At 72.4% G+C, this 13,672-nt stretch carries 12 protein-coding genes; 5 read left to right on the top strand and 7 right to left on the bottom strand.

The features are described from left to right. Positions 1–14: 14 nt before the first annotated feature. From Q2K20_RS05100 to Q2K20_RS05120, 5 genes are all read right to left on the bottom strand, one after another. Entirely contained in the window at positions 15–455 is a 441-nt protein-coding gene (locus Q2K20_RS05100) for a hypothetical protein (protein ID WP_317176711.1), read from the bottom strand. Beyond that, positions 452–1,150 (bottom strand): hypothetical protein, encoded by a 699-nt coding sequence (locus Q2K20_RS05105; RefSeq protein WP_317176712.1) that lies wholly within the window; start codon positions 1,148–1,150, stop codon positions 452–454. The genes Q2K20_RS05100 and Q2K20_RS05105 overlap by 4 nt, the downstream gene beginning before the upstream one ends. 99 nt (positions 1,151–1,249) lie before the next feature. Further along, positions 1,250–3,229 carry a cation-translocating P-type ATPase gene (locus tag Q2K20_RS05110; RefSeq protein WP_317176713.1) on the bottom strand — a complete coding sequence of 660 codons (1,980 nt, stop codon included), beginning with the start codon at positions 3,227–3,229 and terminating at the stop codon, positions 1,250–1,252. Continuing rightward, positions 3,226–3,567 carry an ArsR/SmtB family transcription factor gene (locus Q2K20_RS05115; protein ID WP_067713415.1) on the bottom strand — a complete coding sequence of 114 codons (342 nt, stop codon included), beginning with the start codon at positions 3,565–3,567 and terminating at the stop codon, positions 3,226–3,228. The genes Q2K20_RS05110 and Q2K20_RS05115 overlap by 4 nt, the downstream gene beginning before the upstream one ends. Positions 3,568–3,781: 214 nt before the next feature. Further along, a complete protein-coding gene (locus tag Q2K20_RS05120) occupies positions 3,782–5,038 on the bottom strand; it encodes an oxygenase MpaB family protein (RefSeq protein WP_317176714.1) in 1,257 nt (418 codons plus the stop codon). A gap of 45 nt (positions 5,039–5,083) precedes the next feature. Here Q2K20_RS05120 and Q2K20_RS05125 point away from each other — a divergent pair, with 45 nt between their 5' ends. From Q2K20_RS05125 to Q2K20_RS05140, 4 genes are all read left to right on the top strand, one after another. After that, entirely contained in the window at positions 5,084–5,674 is a 591-nt protein-coding gene (locus Q2K20_RS05125; RefSeq protein WP_317176715.1) for a TetR/AcrR family transcriptional regulator, read from the top strand. Positions 5,675–5,755: 81 nt separating this feature from the next. Continuing rightward, positions 5,756–6,505 carry a lytic transglycosylase domain-containing protein gene (locus tag Q2K20_RS05130; protein WP_067713423.1) on the top strand — a complete coding sequence of 250 codons (750 nt, stop codon included), beginning with the start codon at positions 5,756–5,758 and terminating at the stop codon, positions 6,503–6,505. A 390-nt stretch (positions 6,506–6,895) separates the two neighbouring features. Then, entirely contained in the window at positions 6,896–8,749 is a 1,854-nt protein-coding gene (locus Q2K20_RS05135) for an ABC transporter ATP-binding protein (RefSeq protein WP_317176716.1), read from the top strand. Continuing rightward, positions 8,746–10,587: an ABC transporter ATP-binding protein gene (locus tag Q2K20_RS05140; protein WP_317176717.1), complete on the top strand. Its 1,842-nt coding sequence runs from the start codon at positions 8,746–8,748 to the stop codon at positions 10,585–10,587. Before Q2K20_RS05135 ends, Q2K20_RS05140 begins: the two co-directional genes overlap by 4 nt. Positions 10,588–10,685: 98 nt before the next feature. Here the strand turns inward: Q2K20_RS05140 and Q2K20_RS05145 are convergent, their stop codons facing one another. Continuing rightward, positions 10,686–11,387: a DUF4386 family protein gene (locus Q2K20_RS05145; RefSeq protein WP_167492338.1), complete on the bottom strand. Its 702-nt coding sequence runs from the start codon at positions 11,385–11,387 to the stop codon at positions 10,686–10,688. A 56-nt stretch (positions 11,388–11,443) separates the two neighbouring features. Here Q2K20_RS05145 and Q2K20_RS05150 point away from each other — a divergent pair, with 56 nt between their 5' ends. Next, complete coding sequence (locus Q2K20_RS05150) at positions 11,444–12,697, top strand: alpha/beta fold hydrolase (RefSeq protein WP_132061779.1); 1,254 nt, start codon at positions 11,444–11,446, stop codon at positions 12,695–12,697. A 22-nt stretch (positions 12,698–12,719) separates the two neighbouring features. Here Q2K20_RS05150 and Q2K20_RS05155 read toward each other — a convergent pair whose 3' ends face one another. Next, positions 12,720–13,568, bottom strand: coding sequence for a hypothetical protein (locus Q2K20_RS05155; protein WP_132061781.1), 849 nt, complete (start codon positions 13,566–13,568; stop codon positions 12,720–12,722). Positions 13,569–13,672 lie beyond the last annotated feature (104 nt).

Raw genomic sequence — 13,672 nt, forward strand, 5'->3', positions numbered from 1 at the left:
ATCGGCAGGCGTGCTCAGCCCAGGGTATGCAGTATTGCGAGTCCGAGCGCCCCGCACGCGGCGGCGACGAGCAGGGAGGCGAGCGTGCCGATGATGAACCGCTCGCTCACCGCCGGGTTCTCGCGGATCTCGGGGTAGCGGCCGAGGGCCTTGATGGCCACGACCACCGCGGCGAGCTCGAAGCGCCCGGCGAGGATGGCGGCGGTGAGTCCGACGCGTTCGAGGATCCCGATCCACATCCCCCCGCGCAGGACCTCGCGGACAGCCGGGGCGGGATCGTCGCGTCGGCGCATCACCGGGGTTCGCGCGTCACCGCTGACCTCGATGGTCGGGGGTTCGGGCACCCGTGCCGAGCGCAGGACGAGCGACGCGATGGGAGAACCGAGCGCGGCGGAGGCGATCAGGCTCAGCGCGACGACGATCGCGACCAGGATCCAGGCGGGCCAGCAGCTCATCGGTCGGCCTTCCCACGCGCGCCGTTCGTGGCCTTACCGCGTTGGCCGCTCGCCGGGCTGCCGGCCCCGCCCACGGCCGCGTCGTGTGCGCCGCCGAGCAACCGGTCGAGCACGGGGTACGCGGCGCGCTCCTCGCGGATCTGCGACAGCCGCAGTGCCCCGGTGACCGAGGCGGGCGTGATGCCCAACTCCTCGGCGGCGGCGACCTGGGTGGGGGAGCGGTCGACGGCGTCCACCACCCGCCACTGCGCGTCGGTGCGTCCGAGCACGAGTGGCGCCACCAGAGCCCATACCGCCTCGCAGTCGGCGGCCCACGCCGTCGCCGAGCCGCGGTCGTCCCGCGATCCGGGGTCGCCCGGCACCCGTATGGCCACCGAGCCGGGGAGGCCCTTCGCGGCGTCGACGGCGTCGCGGGCGGCGAGATAGGCGGCCCCGCGTCCGGCTCTGGTCCCGGAGGAGTAGGACTCGTCGTCGACCTCCCCCGCCCCGACACCGCAGTGCCAGTCACCTTCGCGCAGGGCGACGAGCAGCGCCGACCGCACCGCGGCAGGGTCGTCGAGCAGGCCCTGGACTTCGTCTCCGGCCGTGCGCTCGAACGCGGCCGCGGTCGGGATGCCCGCCAGGGCGTCGATCAGGGCGGGTACCCGGTCGGCGCTGCTGCGGCTGCGGCGTTGGTCGATGGTCACCACGTACATGGGGCGATCGTGCCACACACCGCCGACATAAGGTGAAAGCACCTAAAAGTGACGAATTAGCCGTTATCGGCTAATTGCGCGAACTGAGGCGTTCAGGCCTCACGCGCGCGCCGTAGCCGCAGGTGCCGAGGGGATCCGCGCCGCCCGCAGCCCGTTGAGGATCACGATGACCTCGGCGATCTCGTGGACCAGGACCACCGCGGCGAGCCCGAGGGCGCCGGTGATCGCCAGTGGGACCAGGGCGGTGATGAGGATCAGTGAGAGGACGATGTTCTGGTTGATGATCCGGCTGCCCCGGCGGGCGTGGGCGAGGGCCCGGGGCAGGAGGCGCAGGTCGGTGCCGGTGAAGGCCACGTCCGCGGACTCGATCGCGGCGTCGGATCCGGTCGCGCCCATCGCGATGCCGACGTCCGCGGTGGCCAGTGCCGGGGCGTCGTTGATGCCGTCGCCGATCATCGCCGTGGGCCGGGTGCGGGCGAGCTCGGCGATCGCGTCGGCCTTGTCGCCGGGCGAGAGGTCGGCGCGGATGTCACCGATGCCGGCCTGCGCGCCGAGAGCGGCCGCGGTGCGTGGGTTGTCGCCGGTCAGCATGCTCACGCCGATGCGGTGGTCGGCCAGGGTGGCGACGACGACGAGGACCTCCGGCCGCAGTTCGTCGCGGATGCCGATGGCGCCGATCGGGCGGCCGTCGCGGTGGACCACCACCACGGTCATGCCCTCGTGCTCGAGGGTCGTGATTTGCCCGGTGAGCTGTCCGGCGGCGAGCCGGCGTGGTGAGCCCACGGTGACGAGGTGTCCGTCGATGGTGCCGCAGATCCCGTGCCCGGCGGACTCCTCGACGTGCTCGGCGTCTGCGATTCCCGGCGCGGAGACCCGCGGGTCTGCCGGGTCCTGCCGGGAGGCCCCGGCGAGGGCGGCGGAGGTGATGGCGGCCGCCAGCGGGTGGGTGCTGTGGCCCTCGACGGCCGCGGCCAGGGACAGCACCTCGGACTCGCTGGTGCTCGGGGTGGTGAGGACGCGGACGACCGAGGGCTCGTTGCGGGTGAGGGTCCCGGTCTTGTCCATCGCGAGGTGACGGATGGTGCCGAGCCGTTCGAACGCCGCCCCGGACTTCACGACGACACCGAACCGGCTGGCCGCGCCGATCGCGGAGACCACGGTGACGGGCACCGAGATCGCCAGTGCGCAGGGCGAGGCGGCGACCAGGACGATCAGCGCGCGGGTGATCCACAGCTCCGGGTCGCCGAGCAGTGAGCCGAGGCCCGCGACGAGCAGGGCCAGCACGAGGACCCCGGGGATCAGCGGGCGGGCGATCCGGTCGGCGAGGCGGGCCCGGTCGCCCTTCTCGGTCTGGGCGCGCTCGACGAGGCCGACGATCGTGGTGAGCGTGTTGTCGGTGCCCGGGGCGGTGGTGGTGAGGTCGAGGAGGCCGGAGGTGTTGATCGAACCGGCGAGGACGCGGTCGCCGGGCGTGACCTCGACGGGGATCGACTCGCCCGTGACCGCGGAGGCGTCGACGCTGCTACGGCCGCGGGCCACGATCCCGTCGGTGGCGACGCGCTCGCCGGGGGCCACGACGAGCATCTGGTCGACACGAAGCTCGGCGGTGGGGATCTCGATGGTGCGGGCACCCCGGCGGACGGTGGCGGTGTCCGGGACCAGCGTCAGCAGGGAACGCAGGCCGGAGCGGGCGCGGTCCATCGCCTTGTCCTCGAGCGCCTCGGCGATCGAGTAGAGGAAGGCCAGGGCTGCGGCCTCCTCGACGTAGCCGAGGATCACGGCGCCCACGGCGCTGATGGTCATGAGCAACCCGATGCCGAGCCGGCCGCTGGTGAGCAGCCCGCGGATCGCTGCCGGGGCGAACGTCGACCCGCCGAGCAGCAGGCCGATCCAGAACAGGGCCTGGCCGGCCGGTCCGGCTCCCGACCACTCTGCCCCCCACCACTCTGCCGCGAGGCCCGAGACGAACGCGACGCCGGACGCGGCCGGGATGAGGACCGCCGGGTCCTTCCACCACGGTCGGTCCTTCTCCTCGGGGTCGGCGGGCGCCGGCGCCTCGCAGCCGCACGCGGAGGTCATGACGCCGCGCACGTGGGGCAGTCGGAGACCGCGCACTCGGCGTCGCGGTCCACGGCGAGTGTGATGTCGAGCAGCGCGGTGAGTGCGGCCTCGAGGTGCGGGTCGGCGATCTCGTAGCGCATCTGCCGCCCCTCGGGCGCGGCCACGGCGATCCCGCAGTCCCGCAGGCACCCGAGGTGGTTGGAGACGTTGGGCCGGGTCAGTTCGAGTTCGCGGGCGAGGTCGGCCGGGTACCGGGGCCCCTCGAGCAGGCACAGCAGGATCCGGGACCGGGTGGGGTCGGCCATCGCGCGGCCGAGCCGATGCATCACGTCGAGGCGGGTGGCACGCGTCAGCATACGCTGAACTGTACAACGCACGCTGAACTGACGTTGAGCCACCAGGCGGCTGTCTGGCCTCCTCGCCGCCATAGCCCGCCGACAAGAGGAATTCGTGCACCCGTCTCTCGGGCGATACGCGCGAAATCCTCTGCTCGGCAGGCAGGCAGGCAGGCAGGCAGGCGGGAGGGCAGGCGGGCGCGGGTCGGGGCGGGCCCCTCGGGGGAGTCCGGCGTCAGGTGGTGGCGGGGCGGCCAATGTCGGGCCGGGAGTTGCCGAAGGTCTCCTTGCGCTCGCGGTCGCGGACCCGCTCGCCCCACGCGTCGAGCCGGGCGCGGCCGAACGGCGTGCGGTAGCGCAGGGTGTTGAGCGTGACGAGATAGGCGTGGGCCCACGGCGGCCGGACGGGCAGGCCGAACTCCCGCATCGATTCCGGGCCGAGCAGCACGGTGAGCATGCTCAGCAGCCGCTCGTGGCCGATGCGGGCGCGCAGGCGAGGGAAGGGGCCGCTGCGATGCCGGGTGCGCTGCGCCTCGACCAGCGCCTGCGTGAGCTGCGGGCCCGCCTCGGACAACCCGGCCTGCGCCAGGAGGATGTGGTAGTTGATGCGGTGGCGTTCGCTCTCGCGCTCGACGAGGAAGTCGTCGTCGACCCCGAGCAGCCAGCCGACGTAGCGCCACACGTGCATGACGTCGGCCGAGTCCTGCCGGCTCACCGGCACGCCGAGCGTCCGCACGCCCAGCAGGACCACGGCGTCGAACAGGCCCAGGGTGGCGGCGAGGTCGCTCTGGTTGATCGGCAGGCCCCAGTGGCCCGTGTCCCAGCGGGGCTCCATGGCGTGGTTGACCACCGCGTGCATCGCCCGCACGTGGCCGGTCAGTCGCCAGGCCTCGCCGCCCGGGCGCAGCCCGTCGGGGATCGACAGCGACATGGTCCAGTGGCTGGTCTCGGCCAGGCGACGCAGGGTCGTGTTGCCGGTCAGCCCGCCGGTGGCCACGAGCAGGTCGGTGGGGCCGCCGAAGCGGTAGCCGCCGATGAGCGAGAGCTGCAGCAGGATGTCGGCGGCGTTCTGGCCCAGCCGCAGGTAGACCTTCTGGCCGCGCTCGATCCTGGCCCAGTCGACCCAGTCCGGGGTGTCCTCGAGCCGCGCGATGTACTCGCGCAGGACGGGCGCGGTGTCCTCGGGCAGGCCGGCCGTGCCGGTGGTCAGGGCCTCGTCGAGCCGGCGGCGGCTCACGGCGCCGGGCTCGCCCGAGCGCAGGCGCATCGCGGCGGCCAGCCTGTTGCCGAGCTCGTCGCGTTCGAGGTAGCCGCGGCCGAGGCGGTCCATGAGTTGCTCGTCGACCTCGTCCACGCGCGCGACGGCCTTGAGAGTGCGGCCGATGCGGCGGGAGCGGTCCTCGGCCTCGCGGAAGCGCGTGGGGTACGGCGGGGCGGGTTCGCCGGCCGGCGAACCGGTGGCGGTGGTGGGGCGTTCAGGCGCTGCGGTCATGACACGACTATGACGCGAGTAATTACTCGCATACAATTCGCGTCTATGAGAAAGGTGCCCAAGCAGGCGAGATCCCGCGCGATGGTGGAGCGGATCGTGGAGGCTGCTCGCGTTGTGCTCGTGCGCGACGGCTACGAGTCGTTCACCACCAACCGCGTCGCCGACGAGGCGGAGGTCAGCCCCGGCTCGCTGTACCAGTACTTCCCGGACAAATCCGCGCTGGTCGCGGTGGTCATGGACCGGTGGTCGGCGGAGATCTCGGACCGGGTCGCGGCATCGCTCTCGGCCACGGGCCCGGTCGACGTGAAGAGCCCGGCGACGGCCCGGTCGATCGCCGACGCGCTGCTGTCCGCCCTGGAGGCGGACGCCGGGCTGCTGCGGATCGTGTGGGAGGAACTGCCCGCGGTCCGCCACCGGGCCGCGCAGCACGCGCTGGAGACCCGCGTCCGCGAGCTGCTGGCCGTGTACCTTTCTGCGGCCGGCCTGCGCTCGGCGGATCCGGCCGCGCGGGCCTGGGTGATCGTCATGGCCGTGGAGAACATCGCCGTCCGCTGGGTCCTCGACCAGCCCGCCATCAGCCGCGACGCCCTGCTGGACGAGCTCACCGCGCTCGCCGGCGGGTTCGAGTCCGGGTGAGGGGAAGGTCACGGCCGGCCCGCCGGGAATCGGGGGATACCCGACGCGCTGCCGGGCCCCGCTCGGGCAGACTTGAGCGCGATGCCCACCCTGACCCCCCGCGCCACCGCGAGTCTCGCGGGCCTGGTCGCCGTTGCCGTGTTGTCGTCGTCGTGTTCCTACGGGCCCACCCGCGAGGCGCCGACGCCCATCCCCCCGGGCATCCCGCCCGCCGCCGGGGCCCCGGTGCCGAGCGTCGACATCAACGCGCCCGGCCGCACCTCCGACCAGCTGCGCGAGTGGGCGGCGGGCCTCAACGAGCCGATGAATATCCCTGTCGCCGCACTCGCTGCCTACGGCAACGCCGCCGAGACCATGCGGCAGACCCGTCCCGAGTGCAACCTCGCCTGGACGACGCTCGCCGGGATCGGGCACGTGGAGACGCGGCACGGCCGGTACCGCGGGGCGTCATTGAGTGACGACGGCTACGCGCTCCCGCCGATCATTGGCATCAAACTCGACGGCTCGCCCGGCTTCGCCGACATCCCCGACACCGACGGCGGCGAGCTGGACGGCGACACCGAGAACGACCGGGCCGTCGGGCCGATGCAGTTCATCCCCGAATCGTGGCGCAAGTACGGCGTCGACGCCAACGGAGACGGGCGCGCCGATCCGAACCAGATCGACGACGCCGCCGTGTCCGCCGCGCGCCTGCTGTGCACGAACGGGGGAGACCTCTCGCAGGCCGAGAACTGGCAGCGGGCCGTGCTCGCCTACAACGCGTCGCGCGAATACGTCATGGACGTGCGCGACGCGGCGGCCGCCTACTCGGTGGGGACGACCGCGCCGTAAGGCGGTTGCCGCGGCAGCGCGCGGACGAGGCCCGGGGAACGCCAGGGGCATGATGTCCGGCCGGGCCGGGCTTCGAGAGCCGGCGGGGCGGGTTGGCGCCGATTCGCCCCGCCGGTGTCGATCTGCCCTCCGGCCCGCCGTGACGCGCCTCGTATTCCGATCCACGCGCGGGCTCCCTGGGGCGCATCGATATCTGAGGGGCAGATCGTGGGCCGGGCAGATCGTGGGCCGGGCAGATCGTGAGCCGGGCAGATCGTGGGCCGGGCGGGCTGCGCGCGGCGGGCGATCTGGCAGCTGAGGTGTGGGCGCCGCTTCGCGGGCGCCGCGAACTACGCTGCTGAGTCGGCCGAGTTTGCAGGCGAGATCACCAACGGCGGGAGTCCCACACCCATGTCAGCACCGACGTCGACGCGCCGGCAGTCCGCGGGCGCCCCGACCCCGGCGGATGCGCCGACCACCGCCAACGGGCTCCTGCTCCGCGCGGTCCGGCGCCGCCGGCACCTGGTGGTCCCCGGCCTGGTGCTCATGACCCTGTGGCAGCTGTGTGAGGCACTGGTGCCCATCGCGATCGGCGTGATCGTCGACGTCGCGATCATCCCGCTCGACCGGTGGGCCCTGCTGTGGTCGGTCGTCGGGCTCATCGCGCTGTTCACCGTGCTCAGCCTCGGCTACCGGTTCGGCGCCCGGATGAGCAACCGGGCGCTGCAGGAGGAGGCGCACGACCTGCGGGTCGAGGTCACTCGGGTGCCGCTGACCAGACGGCGCGCGATGGACGGCGCGAGCTCCGGTGACGTGCTCTCGGTGTGCTCGGCCGACGCCGACGTCGCCGCGCTGGTATTCCGGCAGATCGCGCTCGGCGGGTCGGCGGTGATCAGCATCGTGGGGATCTCGGTCTACCTGTTGTGGACCGACTGGCTGGTCGGGCTCATCGTGCTCATCGGCGTCCCGCTCAGCCTGGTGTTGGTGGCCCTGCCCAGCCGCGCCATCTCCCGGCACAGCACCGCCCAGCAGGCCGCGATCGGGCGGGCGAGCAGCCGCGCGACCGACATCATGGCGGGAATGCGCGTGCTTAAGGCCGGCGGCGGGGAGCGCTGGGCCGCAGAGCAGTACCGCACGGCGTCCGAGGAGGCGGCCGCGGCGGGGATCGTCACCGCCGAGCGGACGGGGCGGGTCCAGGGGATCGGCTCGCTCGGGATGGCCGTGGTCCTGGCGCTGGTCCTGCTGGCCGCCGGCTACCGCGTCCTGGCGGGGGAGATGGAGACCGGCACGCTCGTCTCGGTGGTGGGCGTGGCCGTGTTCTTCGAGGAGCCGGTGCGGATGATCACCCAGATGGTGTCGATCTCCGCCCGGTCCCACGGCGCGGCGCAGCGGCTGGTCGACCTGCTGGGGTCGGCGCCGGTCGACGACTCCGGCGACGAGGTCCCCGCGGGGACGCGGTTGGAGGTGCGCGGGCTGGCACTGCCCGACGGTCGCGCGCTCGACCTGGAGGTGGCCGAGGGGGAGGTCGTCGCGCTCGTGGCCGATCAGCCCGCCGCCGCGAACGCCGTCACCCTGGCGATCGCCGGGCACGGCGACGGGGCCGACGCCGTCCTGGTGGGCGGGCACCGACGCAGTCACCTGGCACCCGCCATCGCCGAGCATCTCGTCGCCGCGCCGCACCGCGTGGACCTGTTCGTCGGCACCATCCGTTCCAACATCGCGATGAAGCACGACGGCCCGGGGCACAACGGCGAACACGGCGGCCCCGGGGACGACGACGAGCACGGCGGTTCGGGGCAGGGCGGCCCGGGAGACGACGACGAGCTCGGTGAGCCCGGTGCCGGTGGCGAGGCCGCCACCCCGATCTCCCATGAGGTCCTGCGCGCCTCGGCCGTCGCGGAGATCATCGAGCACCTGCCCGACGGGCTCGACCACGCGGTGCAGGAAGGCGGCCGGAACCTCTCCGGCGGACAGCGCCAGCGGATCGCGCTCGCCCGAGCCCTCCACGCCGACCCGGACGTCCTCGTTCTCCACGAACCGACCAGTGCGGTCGACGCCGTCACCGAGTGGGAGATCGCCCAGGCCGTCCGCCGACTGCGTACGAGTCGGTCGCGGCAGGCCACGCTGATCGTCACGTCGTCGCCGCCGTTCCTCGCGACCGCCGATCGGGTGGTCCACCTGCCCCGCAGCGGCGAGGCGCGCTCGGGCACCCACCTCGAGCTGCGCGAGGCGTCGGCCTCCTACCGGACGGCGGTCGACCGATGAGCACAACCGAGACGGGGACGACCCGCGGGATGACGACCACCGCCACCGCCACCGCCGCAGACGGCCCGGACGGCTCGGGCGCGGCGGGGTCCTCCGGCGCGTTGCCGCTGGCGACGGGCCGCGAGTCCCTGGCTGTCCTGTGGCCGCTGCTCCGGCAGCGGCGGGGATACCTGGCGCTGGTGTGCCTGGCCGGGCTGATCGGATCCGTGGCGGGCCTCGTCGCGCCGTGGGTGATCGGCCGGCTCGTCGATGACCTGCCCGGCAGCGAGGACTACACCGCCGTGTGGATCGGCGCGGGCGCGATCGCCATGGCCGGCATCGTGGGCGCCGGCTGCACCTGGGCCGGCCAGGCCTGGCTCGCCCGGCTCACCGAACCGACCGTCGCCCGTCTGCGCGAGATGGTGATGGACCGCTCCCTGCGCCTGGGCGCGGCGCAGATGGAGACGACCGAGACCGGTGACCTCGTCTCCCGCGTCGCCGAAGACGCCCGCGAGATCAGCCAGGCCGCGACCGCCGTGATCCCGCTCGTCGTGCAGTCGGCGTTCACGGTGATCGTGTCCGGGGTGGGGCTGGCCACGGTCGACTGGCGGCTCGGGCTGGTGGGGCTGCTCGCCCTGCCCATGTACTGGACGACCCTGCGCTGGTACCTGCCCCGGTCCGGCCCCATCTATGCCGCCGAGCGCGCCGCGTTCGGCACCCGGGCGAGCCGTCTCCTCGGCGGGATCTCCGGGTCCCGGACCCTGCACGCCTACGACGCCCAGGACTCCGAGCTGGAGCGGATCACCGCCGCGTCCGCCCGCGCCCGGGACCTGTCCATCCAGGTGTTCCACTTCGTCACCCGCGCCTTCAGCCGCAACAACCGCGCCGAGGTCACCGTCCTCTGGCTGCTGCTGGTCGTGGGGTTCTTCCTCGTGGACTCCGGCGCCATCACCGCCGGTGCCGTGACGACCGCCGCGTTGCTGTTCCATCGGCTGTTCAACCCGATCGGTGCGCTGGTCGGCATGGTCGATCAGGTCCAGTCCGCCGGGGCCTCGCTGGTGCGGATGGTCGGAGTCATCACCATGCCCGTGCCCGAGCGCACCGCCGCGCTGCACTCCACCGCCGCCGGGGCCGGCCCGCTCGAGCTCACCGGCATCACGCACACCTATGGAGAGGGCGCTCCCGCTCTGATCGACGTGGACCTCACGGTCGCGCCGGGCGAGGTGGTCGCGGTGGTCGGATCCACGGGCGCCGGCAAGAGCACGCTGGCGTTGGTCGCCGCCGGCTCGGTGGTTCCGACGCGGGGGAGTGCGCGACTGGGTGGGGTCCCGCTGACCGACGTCGACCCGGTGGAGCTGCGGCAGCACGTCACGATGGTCTCGCAAGAAGTGCACACCTTCGCGACCACCGTGGTCGAGAACGTCCGCGCGCCCCGGCCCGAGGCCGGCCTCGCCGAGGTGCGCGCCGCGCTGGAGACCGTCGGCGCGGACTGGGTCGACGACCTGCCCGACGGTATCGACACCCTCATCGGTGAAGGCGGACATGCGCTCGACCCCATGCAGAGCCAGATGATCGCGCTGGCCCGCGTCGAGCTGGCCGACCCGGACGTGGTGATCCTCGACGAGGCCACGGCCGAGGCCGGGTCCGCCGGAGCCCGCCGCCTGGACGCGGCCGCCGCAGCGGTGCTCCGCGACCGGGCCGGTCTGGTGGTGGCGCACCGGCTGAGCCAGGCTGCCACCGCCGACCGGATCCTGGTGATGGACCACGGCCGGATCGTCGAATCCGGCACGCACGACGAGCTGCTCCGGGCGAACGGGCGGTACGCCGAACTCAGTCGGGCGTGGTTCGGGGGCGCGTGACGTAGGCGTGCGTCGGTGGCGTCAGCGACAACAACGACGACAACGACGACAACAACAGCGACGACGACGAGGGCGATCGTTCGAACCGGTCGGCGTCCTCAGAGCCCGCGGCACAACGCGAGGAGCCGCCGGGCGGTGAGGACGGCGAACACCGACCAGGGCAGCAGCGAGGCGAGGGCAAAGGCGAGCCCGACCGTCCCGACGTTCGACGGCACCGCCATGAGGACCGCGGCCGCGAGACCCCACACCGCGGTGGCGCGACTGAACACGGTGCTGCGGTAGATGAGGATGCCGAAGATGAGCAGGGCGGCGAAGTTGAGGATGTAGTAGACGTCAAAGGCGGTGCCCGTCCACGTGGCGAGCATGCCCTCCCCGGTCGCCAGCAGCGCCGCCCCCTCAGCGGGGCCGGCTTCCGCGTAGGCGCGGGCCAGGTGGAGCATCTCGATCGGGCGGGGAGAGGACATGTAGGCCGCCATCCCGATCCCGCCCAGCCCCAGCGCGATCACGACCGCGGACCGGCTGACACGCCACAGCACGACCGCAAGAGCGGCGTAGAGCAGGAGGGTCAGCAGATTGCTCACCGGGTAGAGCAGGTCCAGCATGAGCAACCCCGCGGTCGGATTGTCGACCAGCACGCGGAAGAAGCCCTCGACGGTGTCCGGGGGAGGCCAGATGAAGTAGACGACGATCTGCACCGCGATGAGCCCCACGCTGGCCAACGCCGCCCACGCACCGGTCCGGACGAGACCACGCCAGCTCCGGACGTCCGCGCGGACTGCGGCATCGTCGATCGGCGTCATCGCGGGCATCCACTCTGTCGGACTCGTACTCTTGAAGTGTAGGCGGAGGAGTCATCGTGACCAGTCGCACGCGGGAACCGAAAGGCCGGGCCCACGCGTGGGTCACCGCGGCCGCTGTTGTCGTCGCCGTCGTCGTCTTCCTCCCCGTCCTCCTGTTGCCCCTCACCACCTCGGTCCCGATCTGGGCGTGGCTTCCGCTACTCGTGCTCGCCGTGGCCGCGCTGGTCTGGCTCGTCGTCGGGCGCCGACGGCGATGGGTCAGGCCGGCCGCGGTGGCAGTGGTGGCCCTCGCCGCGATCGGGGCGGTCGTCGCCTCGCAGACGCTGGCGGTGACTCCGCCGATCACCGGCTCGGACGGTGAGCGGGTGCCCGGCAGCATCGCCTCGATGGAGAAGGTGGAGCTGAACGGCAGCGAGCAGTGGATCACCATCCGCGGCCATGACGAGTCCAATCCGGTCCTGCTCAACCTGGGGATGGGCGGGCCCGGTGGCGGTGGGTTCTTCAACTCGAGCGAGTTCCGGCCGCTGGAGGAGCACTTCACGGTGGTGAACTGGGATGAGCCGGGGACGGGCAAGTCGTACGGCGCCGTGCCGTTCGACGAGCTCGACCGGGAGCGGTTCGTGGACGACGCCACCGCCCTCACCAACCACCTCCGCGAGCGGTTCGGGCAGGACAAGATCTACCTCTACGGGGTGTCGTGGTCGAGCATCATCGGCATCTGGCTGGTGCAGGAGCATCCCGAGCTCTTCCACGCGTTGATCAGCAGCGGTCAGATGGTCAACACAGGCGAGAACGACCGGATGGGATACGAGCTGGCGTCGGCGCACCTGGAGGAGCAGGGGGAGACCGGGCGAGCGGAGAAGCTCCGCGAGAACGGGCCGCCGCCGTACCGCGGCGACGCTGTGGTGTGGCCGTACGTGGACTTCCTCGATGTGCTCAACGAGATCATGGGGGTTCCCCGCTACACGCTTGTCGTGCCGCTGCTCGGGTTCCTCGTGCCCGAGTACGGCTACGTCGACACGGTCAACCACACCCGCGGCCTGGTCAAGTCGTTCAATGCCGTCTATCCGCAGCTGGAGGGCCTGGACTTTGTCGAACAGGCGCCGTCGCTGGAGTTGCCGGTGTTCTTCTTCGTCGGCCGCCATGACGTCAACGCGATGCCGAGCCTGGTGGAGGAGTACGTCGACGTGCTCGAGGCGCCGGAGAAGGAACTGATCTGGCTCGAGGGTGCGCACGGGCTCGGCAGCGCGGATAACAAGGACGTGTTCGTCGACGTGATGCTCGAGCGGGTGCGGCCACTGTCGCAGTAGGCGGCTGGGCCGTGTCCGGGCGTCACGCCGTTACGCGGCTCGGGGGAGCGGTCGCAGGCTCGCCCATCGAGTGCACCAACCTCCAGAGGACCACCGCCGACGCGAGGGCGACGGTCCCGATCGGGATGACAACGGGCCACCCGGGGTCTTCCTCTCGAGCCTGCGCGACGACGGGCGTGACGAGGATCGGCAGGCTGGTCAGGAGCAGCCAGACCAGCGACCCCGGCGCTGCGACGACGCCCAGCCGGTGACCGCGGAGCAGGAGCACGCCCACCACGCAGACTGCCGGGAGGAAGAACGCCAGGTCCAGCACGTGGACCGGGTTGGTGGGGACCTCCCAGGCGCTCGCGCTGGTCGAACCCCTGCCGCCGAGCAGGTCGGGCACGATCTCGCTCAGCCATAGCAGAGCGAACGCCAGCGGGACGACGACGAGGAACCACCCCGACACCCGCACCGCGATGCCGCGGGGACGAGTCGCCGAGGCCGAACCGGCGAGGGAGACCAGACTCCCGGCGAGGGCGAAGACGGCCATCCCGAGCACCGCCACCCAGAGCAGGGACAGCGGACCGAAGTGGATGGAGAACGCGTAGATCGCGTAGTTGTAGGCGGTGAAGGCCAGGAAGCCGACGAGACAGAGCCCCGACGTGACCGAGCCCCTCCGAGCCGCCGCGGCGAGGACGACCGTCAGCGGGGCGACGACGACCAGGTTCACCAGATCCTGGGCCAGGACGGCGACGACGAGCTCTGTGGTCTCGTCCCCGTAGAAACGCTCCGGCATGAGGAGTCCGAGAATGCTGCCCACTGCGGACAGGACCGCCGCCGAGACCGCGAGCCATGTCCACAGTGCCGGTAGCCGATGCGGCTGGTTCATGGGCAGACCCTTCGGGTGATCGTGCGGGGTCCGGTGACGTCAGTCCAGCTCGTCGCGGCTGTTTCTCACTCGTTCCTCATCATCCACCGCGCCCGCTGGGAGCA

The sequence above is a fragment of the Dietzia sp. IN118 genome (genome assembly GCF_032905965.1).
Lineage (GTDB): Bacteria > Actinomycetota > Actinomycetes > Mycobacteriales > Mycobacteriaceae > Dietzia > Dietzia kunjamensis.